General features: G+C 62.7%; 14 protein-coding genes. 2 read left to right on the forward strand and 12 right to left on the reverse strand.

Going from position 1 to position 16674, the window contains the following annotated elements:
- Positions 1–3 precede the first annotated feature (3 nt).
- The 10 genes from VFA60_11675 to VFA60_11720 all read right to left on the reverse strand — a co-directional run bounded on the left by VFA60_11675 (position 4) and on the right by VFA60_11720 (position 10918).
- Complete coding sequence (locus VFA60_11675) at positions 4–2295, reverse strand: LUD domain-containing protein (GenBank protein HZQ92445.1); 2292 nt, start codon at positions 2293–2295, stop codon at positions 4–6.
- Positions 2292–2816, reverse strand: a complete 525-nt coding sequence (locus tag VFA60_11680; GenBank protein HZQ92446.1) for an LUD domain-containing protein — start codon at positions 2814–2816, stop codon at positions 2292–2294. Before VFA60_11680 ends, VFA60_11675 begins: the two co-directional genes overlap by 4 nt.
- Positions 2817–2858: 42 nt before the next feature.
- On the reverse strand, positions 2859–3659 hold the full coding sequence (locus VFA60_11685) for a fumarylacetoacetate hydrolase family protein (GenBank protein HZQ92447.1): 801 nt from the start codon (positions 3657–3659) through the stop codon (positions 2859–2861).
- Entirely contained in the window at positions 3656–5932 is a 2277-nt protein-coding gene (locus VFA60_11690; GenBank protein HZQ92448.1) for an endo-alpha-N-acetylgalactosaminidase family protein, read from the reverse strand. The genes VFA60_11685 and VFA60_11690 overlap by 4 nt, the downstream gene beginning before the upstream one ends.
- A gap of 148 nt (positions 5933–6080) precedes the next feature.
- Complete coding sequence (locus VFA60_11695; GenBank protein HZQ92449.1) at positions 6081–7457, reverse strand: amidase; 1377 nt, start codon at positions 7455–7457, stop codon at positions 6081–6083.
- 115 nt (positions 7458–7572) lie between these two features.
- Positions 7573–8445 (reverse strand): hypothetical protein, encoded by an 873-nt coding sequence (locus VFA60_11700; protein ID HZQ92450.1) that lies wholly within the window; start codon positions 8443–8445, stop codon positions 7573–7575.
- A gap of 55 nt (positions 8446–8500) precedes the next feature.
- A complete protein-coding gene (locus tag VFA60_11705) occupies positions 8501–8998 on the reverse strand; it encodes a hypothetical protein (protein HZQ92451.1) in 498 nt (165 codons plus the stop codon).
- 236 nt (positions 8999–9234) lie between these two features.
- Positions 9235–10026 carry a hypothetical protein gene (locus tag VFA60_11710; GenBank protein ID HZQ92452.1) on the reverse strand — a complete coding sequence of 264 codons (792 nt, stop codon included), beginning with the start codon at positions 10024–10026 and terminating at the stop codon, positions 9235–9237.
- A 4-nt stretch (positions 10027–10030) separates the two neighbouring features.
- Positions 10031–10558 (reverse strand): DUF488 domain-containing protein, encoded by a 528-nt coding sequence (locus tag VFA60_11715; GenBank protein HZQ92453.1) that lies wholly within the window; start codon positions 10556–10558, stop codon positions 10031–10033.
- Positions 10559–10567: 9 nt separating this feature from the next.
- Positions 10568–10918: a hypothetical protein gene (locus VFA60_11720; protein HZQ92454.1), complete on the reverse strand. Its 351-nt coding sequence runs from the start codon at positions 10916–10918 to the stop codon at positions 10568–10570.
- A gap of 111 nt (positions 10919–11029) precedes the next feature.
- Between VFA60_11720 and VFA60_11725 the strand changes: the two genes are divergently transcribed.
- Positions 11030–11878, forward strand: a complete 849-nt coding sequence (locus tag VFA60_11725) for an IS1 family transposase (GenBank protein ID HZQ92455.1) — start codon at positions 11030–11032, stop codon at positions 11876–11878.
- Between the two features lie 170 nt (positions 11879–12048).
- Positions 12049–12756 carry an NYN domain-containing protein gene (locus VFA60_11730; protein HZQ92456.1) on the forward strand — a complete coding sequence of 236 codons (708 nt, stop codon included), beginning with the start codon at positions 12049–12051 and terminating at the stop codon, positions 12754–12756.
- A gap of 114 nt (positions 12757–12870) precedes the next feature.
- Here the strand turns inward: VFA60_11730 and VFA60_11735 are convergent, their stop codons facing one another.
- A complete protein-coding gene (locus VFA60_11735; protein ID HZQ92457.1) occupies positions 12871–15351 on the reverse strand; it encodes a DUF993 family protein in 2481 nt (826 codons plus the stop codon).
- Positions 15348–16592: an MFS transporter gene (locus VFA60_11740; protein HZQ92458.1), complete on the reverse strand. Its 1245-nt coding sequence runs from the start codon at positions 16590–16592 to the stop codon at positions 15348–15350. The genes VFA60_11735 and VFA60_11740 overlap by 4 nt, the downstream gene beginning before the upstream one ends.
- Positions 16593–16674 lie beyond the last annotated feature (82 nt).

Below are 16674 nucleotides of genomic sequence, written 5' to 3' on the forward strand. Positions count from 1 at the left end.
CGCTCAGGATGACAGCATCAGAGGCTGCGCAATCTCCGCCAGCAGGTCCATCGGGTGGTAGACCGTTCGGCTCAGTCCCTGATGCAACTGCTCCTGGCATGAAGTTCCTGTCGCCACCAGCACACGCTTACCGTCGCGCTCGGCTTCTTCCACCTGCTTGAACAGGTAGCTGCCCACGTTCATGCTCAGATCGTAGAAGTCCTTCTTGTAGCCGAAGCTGCCGGCCATGCCGCAGCACTCCACCTGCGATGTTACGACGTCGAAGCCGCAGGCGCGCAGCAGTTCTTCGGTTGCGGTCGCTGCGCCGACCGTCTTCTGCTGGCAGTGGCTGTGGTAGAACAGGCGCGTGCCGAGCTGCAGGCGGTGTGCCGGAAACTGCCGCGCCGCATCGAGACGCTCGCGCTGCGCCAGGCGCCACACGTACTCGGCCGAATCGAAGCAGCAAGTGCGAAGCTGCTCGAACAGCTTTCGACCGGCGTCATCGGGAAACAGGCGGCCGAGGTCGAGACGAAACGTTGCCAGCACGCTCGGCTCCACGATCACCACGTCGCGATCGTTCGCCACGTAATCCCGCAGCAGTTCGGCAGCGCGGCGCGCCTGCTGCGTGGCGGTGGCGATCAGGCCCTGCGAGAGTGCGGCGCGCCCGTCGGGCAGCGAGTCGCTGACCACCACGTCCACGCCGAGGCTGCGCAGCACGCGCAGCGTCGCTAATCCGCGGCAAGGTGAGCCGTAGTTGGTAAAGACGTCGGCGAAGAGCACCACGCGCGCGCGCGCCGGTTCGATGGGCGCGGGCCTTTCCGCGCGGCACAGCTCGGCCATCGTCCGCGCGGCGAACGGCGGCAGCGCGCGGCGGCGATCGAGGCCCACAACCTTTTCCATCAGCGCGCGGCTGGCGCCGAGCTTGCCCATGCGGTTCGCCAGGCCTGCCATGCGCGACCCCCACCTGCCAAACAGGTCGTAGTGGCCGAAGAAAATCTTGGAGAGCGGGGCCGCTCCGTCTTCGCGCGGCAGCCCGGGCATGACCGCCTCGAGCATTTTTGCGCCCGCCGACGCGTCCTTCTGGTTCAGCCTTTGGCGGAGCACGATGTTCAGCCAGGGAATGTCAATGCGCACCGGGCAGTTCGGCAGGCAGCGCGAGCAGCCGGTGCAGAGTTCGCTGAAGCGTCCGTGCTCGAGCGTGCGCGTGCCCGCCTCCCACGGTCCGCCGATGCCGCCCGAGTAGGTTGCGCCCCCGAACGCATGCCCGCCCACCGACTGAAAGTTGGCGCACGAGTTCAGGCAGGCGCTGCAGCGGATGCAGTAGAGCGCTTCCCGAAGCTGCGGGTCTTCACGCATGCGCAGCCGGCCGTTGTCGATCAGGACTAGGTGGAACTCGCGGCTCGCGTTCGGTGCGTCCAGCAGCGGCGCCTTCAACGGCGGGCTGAAGATGCTGGTGTACACCGAGAGCGGCTGGCCGGTGCCGCTGGCGGCGAGCAGTTCCACAAACGGCGCCAGTTCTTTGCGCGATGGAATCACTTTCTCCACGCCTGCAATCGCGATGTGCAGCGGCGGCAGGATGCATGAGGCCCGGATATTGGCTTCGTTTTCCACGAGCGCGATCGTGCCCGAGTCGGCGCAGACGAAGTTCGCGCCGGAGATGCCGGCGCCCGCGGCGAGGAATTTTTCGCGAAGACGCTCGCGGGCGAAGCGGGTCAACTCTTCCCCGCTCTCGAGCTGCTCGGTTGTTTTGAAGACGCGCTGGAAGAGCGCGCGAATCCGCTCCGGGCTGTAGTGCAGCGCCGGCCCGACGATGTGCGAGGGCTGCTCGTCGGCAATTTGAATGATGAACTCGCCCAGGTCGGTCTCAACCACCTCGACGCCGGCGGCCTCCAGCGCGCGATTCAGGCCGATCTCCTCGGTGGTCATGCTCTTCGCTTTCACCGCGAGTTTGGCGCCGCGCCGGCGGCAGACCTCGGTGGTGTAGCGGGCAGCGTCTTCGGCGTCGCGCGCCAGGTGGAAGTGGCCGCCGTTGCGCTTCACGGCCGCTTCCACGGTTGCGATCAGTTCCGGCAGGCGCTCGATCGCGTCCTCTTTGATGGCGCGGGTGCGGTCCTTGAGCTGCTGGTAGTCGGGAAGAAGCGAAATGGCGCGGTAGCGTGCCGCGTTGTGATGCTGGACGTTGTGGTGGACAGCTTCGCTCTCGTCGCGCAACGCCATGCGGATGGCGGCGAGCAGCCTTCCCTTGGCGCTCTTGTCGGCGAACTTGCGCGGAGACTCGGACGCGGCGCCCTGCGCGTTGGAGGCGGGAGCGCTCATACCAGCACCAGAACGTGAATGCGATGCGGACCGTGCGCGCCGCGCACCAGTTCGCCCATGTCGCCGGTGGCGCTCGGCCCGGTGATGAAGACAAAGTTGCGCGTCAGGCCGGCGCCGCCGAGCACATCCGGACGAAACAGGTCGGCGGGGCGGGCGACGATTCGCGCCGAGTCGAGCACGGCGACGTGCGCGCGCGGCAGCAGGCTCACGTAACCGGCGTCCTCGTGATCAATGTCCAGGCACACCGAACCGGTGCGCGCCACGCCGGCAAACACGTCGGTAAGGCCGGCGTCGGCGGCGGCGAACTCTTTCTTGCCTCCGCCGGAAAACGCGCCCGGAAGACGGCGGCATGCGGAAAACAGCTCCGCGTCGACGTCCATTGGCTCGGCAATCGCGATTCGCTTCGCGCCAGGTTCGAGCCTTTGCACGGCGGCTGCGATCGCGTCCGCAGAGCGCGGCACGCGGTCCACCCTGGCGGCAGCGGCGCGGGCTGCCGCTTCAAACTGTTCCACAAGCTGCATTACCGGCGATTGTGCCACGAACGCAAACATGGATGCGGGCCGCTAGCTTACCCCGATCACGGGATTGGTGAGCGTGCCGATGCCCTCGATCACGATGCTGCACCGGTCGCCATTCTTCAGATAGCGCGGCGGCTTGCGCGCGAAGCCGACGCCGTCGGGCGTGCCGGTGAAAATCGCGGTGCCCGGCGCAAGCGTGGTCCCGGCGCTGAGGAATTCAATGAGCGTGGGCACGTCGAAGATCATATTGCGCGTGCTGGAGTCCTGCATGACCTGGCCGTTGAGCACGGTTTGGATGCGCAGCGCGCCGGGATCGGGAATCTCGTCTTTCGTCACGAGACATGGCCCGATCGGCGCGAACGTATCGAACGTCTTGCCGCGGCACCACTGGCCGCCGCCGGTGGTGAGCTGCCAGTCGCGCGCGCTGACGTCGTTGCCGCAGGTGTAGCCCAGAACGTACTCCAGGGCGGAGTCGCGGGTCGCGTCTTTGCAAGGCCGCCCGATGATGACCACCAGCTCGCATTCGTAATCAACTTCATTCGGTGCGGCCGCGGGCAGCAGAATGGGCGCGTCCGGATGCTGGATGGAATTCACGCCCTTGGCGAAGACGACGGGAACGGTCGGCTCATCCATGCCGGCTTCGGCCGCGTGCGCACGAAAGTTTTTTCCGATGCACCAGATGGTCGTGGGCACAACCGGCGCCAGCAGGTAGCGAATACGCGCCGGTTCCTGCGTGGGGCGCAATCCGCCGTAGATGTCGCCTTCCAGGCGCAGGCGCTCGCCGCCAGGCTGCTCGGCGGCGCAGTGAATGCGGCCTTCCGGATCACGGTAGCGGATGATCTTCATGCGCGCGCGTCCCCCAGCAAGCGGCGGCGGGCGGCGTCGCCGTCGCGATAAATTATGACCGGCCGGCGCGCCGCCACGGCGACGCGCAGCTTGCCCGCCTCGAGCTTCACCGGCACTTCTTCCGGCTTGGCGGTTGAAAGAACAATCGCGGCAACCTTGCTGATGTCCCATCCTTTCGGCAACGCGGGAACCAGTTCGCCCGCGCTCACGCTGTAGAGCGCGATGCGGCCTTCCCCGAAGGGGCAGTAGATGCTCGTATCGCGCGCCACTTCGTTTCCGGCCAGCGAAAGGGTGTAACTCTTCGCGGACCAGTCAACCTCCAGCAGCGCATCGCCCTCGAAGCCGATTTGCGTGCGCTCGCCCTCGCGGCGGAAGCTTTCGACGTTGCGCTCGTGCATCAAAAACCACGGCGCCATGATGAGGTAGTAGTTGTCGGTTATCTCGCCGCGGTCGATGTCGGCGCGCAGGATCATGTGCGCGCGGGCGTTGTAGAACAGCATGTTGAGCAGGCGCTCGTTGAGCGGGGCATTGCGCTGCCCGCCGGAAAGTCCCCAGGCGGCGCTCTTGCGGTAAATGGTGGCGAGCAGCGGAATCGCTTTGCCGCCGAAGGGACACGCGCGCGGCCCGGTCATGTACCAGAAGCAGCTGATGCGGCCGATGAACGGATAGCGCAATGCTTCCGAGCTTACGTCAACGCCGCGCTGGCGGAATTCGTCGAGGATCCGGCAGCGCGCTTCGAAATTCTTGATCGCCCCCGCCGGGCGCCGCCGGTCCCAGTCATTGCGCATGGCGTAGTAGGAGAGCACGTCAACGTGCGTGCTCTCGCGCAGCTTGTAGCGCTCGCATGTGTACCTGATCCGCTCCCGGCCTGGGCCTTGCATGTATTTCGCCAGGCCGATGATGTAGGAGTTTTCGCCCGTCCAGTTGCGGCTCAGCCACAACTCGCCGTCGGGGCGGCGCGCAATGATGGCTTCGTCCCACTCCGGGCTGCTGCGGTAGGCGTCGTCGTAGTTGTCGGAAAAGGTGACGTTGCAGTTCAGCGGGCGCATCTCGTCCATGAGCCGCATCATGCGGTCGAAGCCGCCGAGGCGCTGGTTGACCTCGCGGACGGCGGGGTAACCGGTGTCCTTGCCTTTGTACTGCCAGCCCCACAGGTGCGCGACCTGGGGCGCGTGATCGGTGAGCGCGGCCACGTCGCGGATGAGTTTGTCGCAGTCATCGAACGTCGCGCTCGGCTGCGGGAAGCGCGGCTCGTCGCAACGGATGCCGTAAGTGAACTTGTCGTCGTAGTAGCGCGTGGGGATGGCCGGCATGCGCGCGCGCACGAGCTTGGCGCCGAGGAGCCAGTCGGCTTTCCCCCCGGCGGGAGCTTCGACGAAGTCGAGACGACATGACGACGGCTGCTCGATGAGCAGGTTGGGCGTCGTTGCCGTGCCGCAATTCTTCGGCGGCTTGTCGGGGTCGGAGTTCATGTCGTAGCAGCCGCTGCCGTCCACGCGATGCGTCTTGACGGTGCCGAGCGACGCGCGCCGCGGACCCGCCCCGCCGGAAACGGTGAGCTCGGTGCCGTCCATGTAGGCCGTCGTCTCCTGCACGCAGAGCGCGCGGTCGGTGCCGACCATGACGAATGGCAGAGTGCCAAGCACTTTTCCCCAGAAGCGGTTCGGCGGAAGGCTCCCTGGCTTGGCGTCGGCGAGCTGCGCGACGTTGCCGCCTTCGTCGCCGTGCGCAAGCCACGCGCCGGGATCTGACTCGGTAACGGTCACCAGGCGCGGCATGGCGACCTCGATCAGCTCGTAACCGTCGTGCTCCTGCACGTCGAACATTGAGACGATCACCGTCGCGCCGGAAAGTTCGTAACCAATGGAGAAACTCGCTGCCGGGCGCGATTCGTGGGCGACGTCGAAAACGAATTCAGCGTGGCGGGCGTTGCGCTCCGGCTTCATCACCGCGCGTGTGGTAACGGGAATGTTGGCGAACTGCCATTCAGCTTTGCGACAAACACGCGCCGTGATCGGCTGGCCCAGGTCTTCGCCGAGCATCACCGTGCGGCCGGGGAGCAGCCGGTACTGGTACGGCAGCCCGTGGGCGGAATCGAGCGTGAGTTCGAGCTTGCCGGTGCGCAGCACGACCGGCTTTGCCGGCGCGGCGCGCCACGTGGGCCTCGCCTCGGGCAGTTGCGCGAACAGCGGCGAACTCGCGATGGCCGCGACACCTGCGCCGCCAATTTTCAGAAATTCACGCCGCTGAAGCCGCTTCCGCTCCTCGTGCATGGTTCTCCCGCTGGTCTCGGAATGAACGCTTGTTGGAATGAAGCTCGCAAGAATAACTCAGCGGGGTTGCGCGCCGTAGCGGGGCCCGAGAAAAAATTGCGCCAGTTTCAGGTTCTGAAATCAACACGCGACCTTTCTTTGACCTTCGTCAGAGCGCCGGCCGGCGCGTATGCCACTCGGTTGCGCGCTCGTAGGCGTGCGCCAGGCGCAGCACATCGGCCTCGCGCCACGGCGCGCCGGTGATCTGCATGCCGATCGGCAGTCCGCCGCGGGTGAAGCCGCACGGAATCGAAATGGTCGGCAGCCCGAGGGCGTTGAACGGACGTGTGTTGCGCAACATCACGATCTCCTGCTTGCGCAGGTTCTCCATGTCGGCGAGCAGATCGTCAATGCGCGGCGGCGGAATGGCCGTCGTCGGCGTGATCAGCAGGTCCACGTCGCGAAAGAGCTCTGCCGGCGAATGCCGCAGCGCGTCGACTTCCCTCCGGTGGGCGATGTACTCCGCCGCGCTGATTTCGGCGCCGGTGCGGATGCGGCGCAGCGTCTCTGGCTGGTAGAGCTCGGGAGAGCGCTCGACGTTCTCGCGATGAAACGCGTACGCCTCGGCGCGCACCAGCGTGCGGTCGTTGCTGGCGGGAATCGTGATGTCGCGAACGCTGGCGCACAGACTCCTCAAAACATCGATCGCGGCTTCCAAAGCCGAGCCGATCCCGCCGTCAATCTCCTCGAAAAAATACGCTCGAGGAACGCCGAGGCGCAGAAGCTTCGGGTCCTGCCGAAGCGCAGCCGTGTAGTCGGGAACGGGAACGTCCGCGCTCGCCGGGTCGGCTGGATCGTGCCCGGCGATGGCCTGAAGCATCACGGCTGCGTCGGCCACCGTGCGCGTCATCGGGCCAACGTGGTCGAGCGTCCAGGCAAGCGGCACTACGCCGCGCGTGCTCACGCGGCCGTACGTCGGCTTCAATCCCACAATGCCGCAATAGGCGGCGGGCTGGCGGATGGAGCCGCCGGTGTCGGAGCCCAGCGCGCCATAGCAGAATTGCGCCGCCACCGCCGCGGCTGAGCCGCCGGAAGAGCCGCCCACGCTATGATCCGGCGACCACGGATTGCGCGTTGGCCCGAAAGCGCTCACCACCGAGCTGCCTCCGTAGGCGAACTCCTGCATGTTCAGCTTGCCCAGCAGGACTGCCCCGGCGGCCTTCAGCCGACGAACGACTTCAGCATCCTCGGCTGCGATCCGGTCCTTATATAGGTTGCTGCCGGCCGTGGTGGGCAGGCCGGCGACGTCAGCCAGGTCCTTGAGCGCGATCGGAACACCATGCAGAGGCCCGCGGTACTCGCCGCGCTGGATTTCCACTTCGGCGGTTTTCGCTGCGGCGAGTGCCGACTCCGCGGTTACGCGAATGAAGCTGTTGAGCTTGCCGTCGAGGCGCTCGATGCGGCTGAGGCAGCCCTGGGTCAGCTCGACGGGCGAAAGTTGTTTCGCGGTAAGAAGTTGAGCGGCCCAAATGATTGAGCCAGCCACAGGAAATGACGAAATCTGCAACTGTGACACTTGCGGCATTGTAATAGCGCGGAGTGTGTCCCCTGCGAGTCGGGGCCTAGACACACCTTCTTGTGTGAAGCTCACGATGCACAGCTTATTTTACGAGCTTCGCCTTAATCAGCCGCAGGGTCGGCGCACCGATGGCGCCGTAAAGATTGTCGTCGTCGTCCTTCGCCATCAACATCCCGAATCCTAGGGCTGGAACGAAAGCAGTGTGCTTGAATGACGGGTCCAGGACGTCCAGAATGAGGGCTTGCTGCCATACCGCGTTGCCCTGCTGGTGCGCCCTGACTGTGAGCACTACGTAACTGCCGTCGTGCAGCTTGAAGAAGCGGGCAGTGTAGTCCGAAGGTAGGAACTGCGTACCGCGGGCAGAGGTTGTTACCCGCGTCGGCCCGAACGTCACATCGGGCTCGTGCACCGAACGCGGTGTTCCCTCCATGTCAAGTACATGGATACGGTACGGATTCTCCGGCTTATACAGAATCTCACGACGCTCTTCATCAACGACGAGTGAAGTTGACACCGTGTTGAAGTTAGCGGTGATCGGGTTGGGATATCGAGGCATGTCGCCAAACGATACCAACGTTCCGCTGGGTGACAGGCGATGAATCAGCTTTCCCTGCCACAACCCGGCGCCATAGATATTCCCCTCACGATCCACAGAAATGAAGCGGAAAGGCCGCGGGAACTTCACGGCGCGCACCACGGTCAGCTCATGAGAATAGACGAGGACGAAGTTGGACTGGCGAATCCCAGCATAGATATATTCCCCCTGGCAAGCTAAGCTGCTTACACCGCTGATGGAAAAGTCGGTCTTTGTCTGCTGAATCTGACCATCAGCGGATACGACGGTCCAGCTCCCCTCTGGATGAGCTACATAAACCATCCCCGCCGAAACGCACACGGCTGGTCCTCTCGCTTGAGCGTCGCCAATCGAAATGTCCCACGCCTTCTCCAGGTGCATCTCCGCTGCTAGCGAACAGCAGCCGCAGAGCAGAAGAGGAGCGAGGAGGAGCAACCTAAATGGATTGCCTCGACGACGCTGCGTCATCGCCCTTGCGCGAAAACGACGCTCGATTGCGTTTTGCTTTAGGTTTTGAGGCTTTGACATTGTGGAACTCCTTAATGCCCGATGGCACAACACAGCCCTGGCCGTCGCGCCACAGTCTGGTGAACCAGTCGCTTTTTGCCGGGCGCACGATCAGGCGCGCGAAGCCGCAGTCGCAGGCCGTTGCAAAGCAGTTCTTGTTCTCCACCGAACCCCCGCCAGGACATTGGCAGAACAGGTCATTGTCGGTGTAGCAATTGGCACACATTTCGTTCCCTGGATCTTGTTCCGCCGGTGGACACTGGTTGCACATTCCTTGACGCTCGCAGATACGGTCCGGACAGTAGCCATCAGGGCACTTTGGGAGGTCATAGACGCAGGTGCGATTATCGCAATCCCAAATCTGGGCAACACTGACTGGAGCGGGCAGGAACAAAGCAACTGCGGCGAGGTAAACGAAACGGGGCATCGCGCTCCTCCAGCGCATCCGAGTGGCTGACACTGGGGCCTAACGACCCGACAGGTGGGTAGTGGTGCAGTTTGAGAGTCACGGGATATAGCGGGCAGTCGCGGGATGTGGCAGGATGGCGACATGTCCAAGAAAAAGAAATCTCCCAAAAAGCCCGCCAAGCGCAAGCCCGCCCGCAAGCGTGAGGATTTCAGCCAAGCTGCCGCCCGGATCGTGCGAGAGGCAACAGAGCGAGGCTAAAACAGAGCGGCCTGCGCTACCTTTGGCGGGTAAAACAGCCCTACGATTATCCAAGTGCCCGGGTGCTGGTGGACGGTGCCGACATAAAAGCTCGTATCGTATTTTTCGATCATCTCCTTCTCATATCGCTGTCGGAACTTCTCTTCCCATTTTTCGCTGTAATCCTGCTTCCATCTGCGGTACGACTCAGCCATTTCCCAATCGGTACAAATCATCGTGTGACCACTGCAGGAACTGTCATCGCAGCCGAACTTGTACTGAAACCTAAACGGGATTTTTTCTAGCTGCTTCTTCGGCTTCTCTGCGAACAAGTGTCCCTGCTCAAGGATCGCGCGTTGCGCTGCCGTCCAGTCTGGCGTATCGGGCGCGATAATCAGCTTCTCGATGTGCTTGGGGCGGAAGATGCCGAGCGTCGGATGGCCCTGCGCATCGCGCTGTTTTGCAAGGCAGCACAGGCAGTGGGCGCGCAGGGGTTCAATAATCTCCTTTCGCGGTCGCCAGTCATGGTCGGTTGGGAGGGGTTCCGAAAGAATCTTGATGCCATTCTGTTTTAGTTTGTAACTCTCTGGTCGCGGGTCGGTGGCCTTTTCCACCGTAAGCTCTACGTGCTGATAGCGTCGGAATTGCTGTTCTGCGGCCAGGTATCGCCACGGCACAGGGAACAGGCGCAGCCACTCGCCTTTGTCGGTGATCGCAGCGGTGCAGGAAACTTCCGCGCCATTCTTTGCCGGCGTCGGATAAGTTCTAACAACAATCAGGGCTTTCTTGATTTCTGTCTTTGCGGCCATGAGTTCATATGTCGAAACCCCTCATGCCGAGCTCTTCCAGCGCCAGCGCCACGCGATGCCGATGGCATTCCTTGGGGTCCATCTCTGTACACATGAGGGCGACGGGATGCTCAAAGCCGTTAATGAAGAAATGCAGATTACGACCAAAGAATGATTCCACTACATTGTCGTCGTACCACTCCCAGATGACATCCCGCGTACCCGCTTCGATAGCTTTGGCGCGAATGTCGCGCGGGACGCCAAGCTGCGGCAGATGAACGTAAGCGATGCCGTGCTCCTCTAGCAGCGTCGCTATATTTCTTTTGCTCAATTCAGGCCTGTACATACTGACTGGGTTCTGGCGAATATCAATCAGCGTCCTAACGCCGAACGACTTGAGAGCCTCGATGATTTCATGTGTTTTCCTGCCGGAATATCCGAGCGTGAAAAAGTCAGCATCATCGGCAGAACGGGTTTCATTCCACACGTCCCTGCCATCACACTGATCCTTGAGCGAGCCAGTAGGAAGGCTTAGCCGATTCTCTTGTGGCATGAGCACAGTCTAGCCCACCTTCCACTTGATGATGCCGTTCTTATCTTTGTTCCGCTTCAGTGCTATGTCCGATTCGAGGCGATGCACCCATTTGTTATTCGGGAACTTCTCAGGGAGCCTTGCTTCGGTTCGGAGTTCCGTCCAAGTTAGCGGCCCAGACTTGCGCAACGTGTATTCGATCTTGTCGCGGAAGTCCTCATAAGTAAGCATCGGGGCTGCACGGCGCGGACGGTTCCAATAGGGACTTTTGCATTTTGGGCAGGCGACGGGTTCTTTGTCAGAGGCGGGGTCTTTCGGTATCCACTCCCCGCCGCAGCGCTCACAGCGGTATCCCATTACAGTGATCGGTACTTTTGGCATATTATCCCCCTCTCCTTACCTTCCGAGATATTAGCCGAATCGGGTTATATTAGTCAAGAAAATACTTGACAATATATCCTATCAAGATAACATATCAGGCAGGATAAGGACATGAATCGCCTCAAGACCGAAAAGCGGATTCAGGTAATAGCGGCTCTCGTTGAAGGAACGTCCATCAATGCGACTTGCCGCATGACAGGCGTTGCCAAGCACACCGTCTTGAACCTCCTGCGCGACCTCGGCTGCGCTGCCGCTGCCTACCATCACCACAACGTTCGCGGCCTCAGCGTGCGCCGTTTGCAGTGCGACGAAATTTGGGCATTTGTCGGTTGCAAGAAGAAGAACGCCACACCCGAACAAAAGCAGCAGGGCTGGGGTGATGTTTGGACGTGGACGGCCATTGATGCCGACACGAAACTCTGTGTCACGTACCTGATTGGCCTGCGCGATAAAGCGTGCGCGATGGAGTTCATGCAGGACTGCCGCGACCGCATCGTTAATCGCCCGCAAATCACTACCGACGCGCACAGGCCGTACATGGACGCCGTTGACGCCGCGTTCGGTATGGAAGTGGACTATGCCCAATTGCACAAGGTTTTCGGGGCACCGTCCGATGAAGAGCAGCGCCGCTATTCACCCGCGACCTGCATCGGCTGCGACATGAAAACCGTGACGGGCGACCCCGACCCAAAGCACGTCAGCACGTCATTTGTCGAGCGTCAAAATCTGACAATGCGCATGTCCATGCGCAGGTTCACACGGCTCACAAATGGCTTCAGCAAAAAGCTGGACAACCACGGTCACGCTGTTGCCCTATATTTCATGCACTACAACTTCTGCCGCGTGCATAAGACGCTGCGCGTTACGCCCGCGATGGAAGCAGGCCTAGCAGATCACATTTGGACGCTTGAAGAGCTGGTGGGATTGCTCGTACCAGCACAGGCTACAGCAGTTGCTTAGGGAAGCACCTTGGACGTTACTAAGGGCATCTGTTAGCATTGGATTTGTCATCAAAACTGTTGACACGGCTGGGCGGCGTGAATACGCTTTCAGCCGAAGTTCTGCCCTCTGTTACGCCCATGATCCAAGTAGGCAGCGATGCCTCGCGTGATGGAGGGCATTAATTTTTTATGGCCGAAAGAGTGGTCGTTCTGCTCGACGGAGGTTTTGTAAAGAAAAAACTAGAAGAAACGAGCCGTCATTTCCCGACCGTTGCCGAGATCGTTGCGCTGTGCGGCGGCATCTTGGCCAAACCGTCACTCGCAGGTAAAGACCTCTTCAGAATCTACTACTATGACGCTCCGCCGTTTGAGGGCAGCGTCCGCCACCCGCTGACGCGCCTGAATGTAAATTACTCAAACACGCCAGTTGCCAATCAGAATAAGTCGCTAATTGATTCGTTAGAACTGCAACCGGATTTTGCAGTGCGACGGGGAACCCTCAAGTGCTCCGGCTGGAAGCTTGGGCGTACAGCCCTGCGACGCCTGAGCAGGATCGCTCCCGTCGCTGCTCCTGGAGCCGTGGTGGCCCCTCCAGTTCCTCAGCAAGGTGTAGCGCTGGCCGCCGTAGCGGTCGCCGCGCCCGCCCCGAATCTTGCTGTTACCCCGACCGATTTCGTGCCCAACATGCAACAAAAGGGGGTGGATATGCGAATTGGCCTCGACATGGCATGGATTGCCCTCAAGCGTCTGGCGGAAATCCTTGTGCTCGTGACCGGCGATTCAGATTTCGTTCCCGTGATGAAGTTTGCCCGGAAGGAAGGCATGCGCGTATTCCTCGAATGCATGAATCATCCCGTGTCTCGGGATTTGAAAGCCCACGCCGACCGCGTGCTCTGAGGCCAAACTGCACCACTACCGACAGGTGGTGGAGTCTATCAGGCGAGCGAGGGGAGGCAAGCGTCAGAATGCGTCAAGTTAGATAGGTCACTGTGCCTATCGCCAATTGGTCTTTCATCTTTCCGAAGTGGCATGTAACTTGGCCGTATTCACCTCGTATCCCAACCTGCGCGCGCAGTCGGCCAGGATTTCAGCCTCCCACTCCGGACGCCGCGGGCTCTTCGGATGCGGTTCAGAACTGGGAATGCGCCCGATCAAGTGGAGGAACACGGCAGCGGAGTGCTTGTACGCTGGGACGGGATCGCGGAACGCGATGTTGCCCAGGTGCTGCAGCGCGTCGGAGAACTCGTAGTAGCCGGTTTCGCCCTCGCTCCACAGGCGGTCGCGCTCGGCGAATTTCTCCGGCGCGAAGGTGGCGAGCCCGAGCAGGTAGTCGGAGCCGTACTCGATCATGCTGATGCCCAGGTCGTTGCCCGTATAGATCTTGAAGTCGGGCCGCTCCACGTCGCGCAGCCGCAGCCGTGCCAGCTCCTGCGTGCGGTCCAGCGAGGAATGCTTGATGCCGATCAGCTCGGGAATCTCCATCAGCCCGCGAATGGTGGTTTCGTCGAAGATCTCGCCGTTCGGTCCGAACATGCGGCCAAGTTCGAACGCGATCACCTGCTTGTAGCCGCTGCAAATGGAGCGATACACGGCCAGCTTCTCGCCAGACTCCTTGCCGTGCAGGCGCTTGGTCTGGAAGATGATGGGCGTGCCGCCGCGTTCGGCGATGGCGTCCATCTGCTTGCGGTAGAGCTTCACGATGTCGCCCTCGCGGCCCTCGATGTAAGCGCCGGCGATGAACGGCGTGTTGGGCCCGACGGCCTGCCGCGTCCAGTCGAGCACCAGCCGCATCTCCTCATCGTCGAGCAGGTTGACGTAGCCGGTGTCCATGTTGACGGCGTTGGTCAGGCCGGCGCGATGCGTAAACGCCAGGTGCGCCTGGAAGGACTCGACCGCGATGCGCCCGTCGGCGCCGTACGGCAGCAGCGCCGCCGCAATTCCCTGCGGCTTGCGGCCGGGGCGGCGTTGCGCTTCGTAGTCGCGCAGCGCGGGCCCGGTGCGCGCCGCCTGCGCTTTGTACTCCTTGCCCTCCTTCAGCTCTTTCAACTGCGCCGAAAGGTGCGAGTTCTTGTAGTAGTCATCGAGCGGATAGCAGCCGGAAGGTAGGCCGTTGCGCGGGGCCGTGGTGCAATCGCTGAAGGTCCGGCAAATCCGCTTGCGCTCGAGCGGCTTGCCCTTCGTGGCGTCAAGCAGGATCTCCGGATACGGCAGCACCATGCGCCCCAGCCCGACCAGGTCGGTCCAGCCTTCTCGCACCGCGGCCTGCGCGACGTTCGGCAGAAACTCCTGGAGATACGTGTATCCGGTTCCCACGAAGATCAGCTTGGGGAAGCGGTGCTTGAGCCGGCGCGTCACGTCGAGCTGCCGCGCCACCTCGACCAGCGGGTCGGCTGGCGGCAGGTAGCCGTCGGAGGGCGGATAGAGCGCCGGCCGTTGCAGGTGCGGATTGTAATAAGGACTGCCCGCCGAGATGTTGACCAGGAAAATCTCAAGCTGCTCCAGCAGCTTCAGGAATTTCGCCGGCTCGTTCAGGTCGGCCTCGAGCGGCTTCAGCGGGTTCACGCCGAATCCCCAGCGATACGGCGTGTAGCGCGCCATGTCTTCGGGAATCCCGACGCCGGCGTGGTTCTCGTCGGCAGTGAGCGGATCGGGCATGAACGGAGCGATGTCGAAGGCGGAGAGCCGCACCGCGATCTTCAGGCCGGGCGCGGCGCTGCGGATGCCGGCGACCACATCGCGCAGGAACCGCGTGCGGTTTTCCAGCGCGCCGCCGTACTTGCCGGGACGCGTGTGCGCGCTGAGGAACTCGTGGCCCAGATAGCCGTGGCAGTGCTTGATGTCGACGAAATCGAAGCCCAGCTCGCGCGCGATGTGTCCCGCGCGGTGAAAGTCGGTGATGATGCCCTCGATTTCGCCGTCGGTGAGCACCGGGTAGCGCGAGCTGAGGCCCAGCCGCCGATCGAGAATCGGATGCCGGTACAGGATGCGCGCCTCGCGGCGGCCGTGCTCGTTGGGACACGAGTAGCGCCCGGAATGCGTGAGCTGGAGGCCGATCACCAGACCTTCGGCCGAACCGGTTGTCTTGCGGTGGTGTTCGATGAGCGTGCGGCGCAGCCGGGACAGCCCGGCTTTCGTGTGCTCGGCAATCAGCAGCTGATTGGGATTGGCGCGCCCATCATGCCGGACCGCCACCGCTTCCCCGCCCCAGATGAGTTTTGCGCCGCTCTCGCCAAAGCGCTGCCAGCGCCGCAGCGTTGCGCGCGTCGGATTTCCTTCCGATGTGCCGTCCCATCCCTCCATCGGGTGGACCGCGATGCGATTGCCGATGCGGATCGATTCGTGGACGAGGGGCTTCAACAGCGGCGACTCGTCGCCGGTAACAACTTCGTCGTCGCAGGGCAATTCGATGTTGAGCTTGTCGAGGTGCTCGCGGAAGCGGGCAATGTCGTGCAGCCCGCCGACGCGGACGATGTTGGGCGAGGTCGTGCTCATGCCGTCCTCCGGCGTGCGGGCAACGCGGCCACCGCCAGCGCCCCGGCGAGCGCGGCCGCGATGAGTACGGCGAAGCCGGGACCGTAGCTGCCGGAGGCGTCACGCATCCGCCCCACCAGCCACGGCGCGACCGCTTCGGCAACGCCATCGGCGGTAATGATGATCCCCATCAATCTTCCTAGCACGGCGACGCCGAAGACTTCCGCGGTCATGAGTGGAATGATCATATAGTCGCCGCCCAGCGCGATGCCCGAGATCACCGCGTAGACATAAATCACCGCGCGCGATTCGGCTATGAACAGCAGCGGAATCGCCGCCGCCACCAGACCGTAGATCAGCAGCATGACGTACTTCTTCGGGAAGCGGTCGGCAAGCGAGCCCATCAGCAGCCGGCCGGCAATGCTGGAGGCGAGCACCAGCGAGAGCACGCGTGCCGTCTCCGACTGCGAGTAGTGCCGGTCGAGGCTGAGAAACAGCTTCAGGCTCTGCTGCGCGCCGGCCACCGCCGCAATGGAGCACATGCTGCCGATCGCGAGCAGGTAAAATGCCGGCGTCTTCAAGGCGCCGGCAGCGGATGTCGGCGCGGTGGCGGTTCGCGCGCCTGCCGGTGCCTCCTTCAGCACAAAGGCGAGCGGCAGGGCAATCAGGATGACGAGCCCTCCCAGAATCTGCAATGCTGCGTGCCATCCGAAGCGCTGCGCCAGTTCATTGGCGATCCAGGGCACGGCCGCGCCGCCAAACCCGATGCCAAGGTACGCAATCCCCATCGCCTTGCCGCGCGCGCGATCGAAGTTCCGCGAGAGCAGCACCTGGCACGGCAGCGGACCGCCGCACACGTATCCCAGAGCGTTGCCTATATAGAAGATGTAGAACAACCCCAGCCTCGAAACCGTGCCCAGCCCCGCGAGCGCCGTCCCGGCGAGCAAGATGCCGGCCATCATCAGGCGTCGCGGACCGAAGCGGTCCACCAGATATCCGGCAACAAAGCCGAAGGCCGGGCCCACGATGAGCTTGCCGAGCGCGTTGCCTGACGTGACCTGCGCGCGCGTCCAGCCGAACTCACGCACCATGAAGTCGTAGAAGAACGGCGGCCCCCACACGGCGAAGCCGACGATAGTGAACAGCGCGAAGAACGCCGTCCCCAGCACCTGCACCGAGCGGGCGTCGCGAAATAATTCAGAAGCTGCGGCCCCGTGGGCGGGTGCGACGGCGGGTTCGGATGTTGCAACACGGGCCGGCATGCTGCTGGCGGAGTATAGCGCGAGAAGCAGCTGCTGGCTGCTGGCCTCGCGACGGCGAGAATTCTTTCGAGCAGCTGGCAAC

The sequence above is a fragment of the Terriglobales bacterium genome, from assembly GCA_035651995.1.
Taxonomy (GTDB): domain Bacteria; phylum Acidobacteriota; class Terriglobia; order Terriglobales; family Acidobacteriaceae; genus DASRER01.

Coding starts and splice junctions, on each gene's coding strand:
- VFA60_11675 (HZQ92445.1), bottom strand. CDS start 2,295: ATGAGCGCTCCCGCCTCCAACGCGCAGGGCGCCGCGTCCGAGTCTCCG.
- VFA60_11680 (HZQ92446.1), bottom strand. CDS start 2,816: ATGCAGCTTGTGGAACAGTTTGAAGCGGCAGCCCGCGCCGCTGCCGCC.
- VFA60_11685 (HZQ92447.1), bottom strand. CDS start 3,659: ATGAAGATCATCCGCTACCGTGATCCGGAAGGCCGCATTCACTGCGCC.
- VFA60_11690 (HZQ92448.1), bottom strand. CDS start 5,932: ATGCACGAGGAGCGGAAGCGGCTTCAGCGGCGTGAATTTCTGAAAATT.
- VFA60_11700 (HZQ92450.1), bottom strand. CDS start 8,445: ATGCACCTGGAGAAGGCGTGGGACATTTCGATTGGCGACGCTCAAGCG.
- VFA60_11705 (HZQ92451.1), bottom strand. CDS start 8,998: ATGCCCCGTTTCGTTTACCTCGCCGCAGTTGCTTTGTTCCTGCCCGCT.
- VFA60_11710 (HZQ92452.1), bottom strand. CDS start 10,026: ATGGCCGCAAAGACAGAAATCAAGAAAGCCCTGATTGTTGTTAGAACT.
- VFA60_11715 (HZQ92453.1), bottom strand. CDS start 10,558: ATGCCACAAGAGAATCGGCTAAGCCTTCCTACTGGCTCGCTCAAGGAT.
- VFA60_11720 (HZQ92454.1), bottom strand. CDS start 10,918: ATGCCAAAAGTACCGATCACTGTAATGGGATACCGCTGTGAGCGCTGC.
- VFA60_11725 (HZQ92455.1), top strand. CDS start 11,030: ATGAATCGCCTCAAGACCGAAAAGCGGATTCAGGTAATAGCGGCTCTC.
- VFA60_11730 (HZQ92456.1), top strand. CDS start 12,049: ATGGCCGAAAGAGTGGTCGTTCTGCTCGACGGAGGTTTTGTAAAGAAA.
- VFA60_11735 (HZQ92457.1), bottom strand. CDS start 15,351: ATGAGCACGACCTCGCCCAACATCGTCCGCGTCGGCGGGCTGCACGAC.
- VFA60_11740 (HZQ92458.1), bottom strand. CDS start 16,592: ATGCCGGCCCGTGTTGCAACATCCGAACCCGCCGTCGCACCCGCCCAC.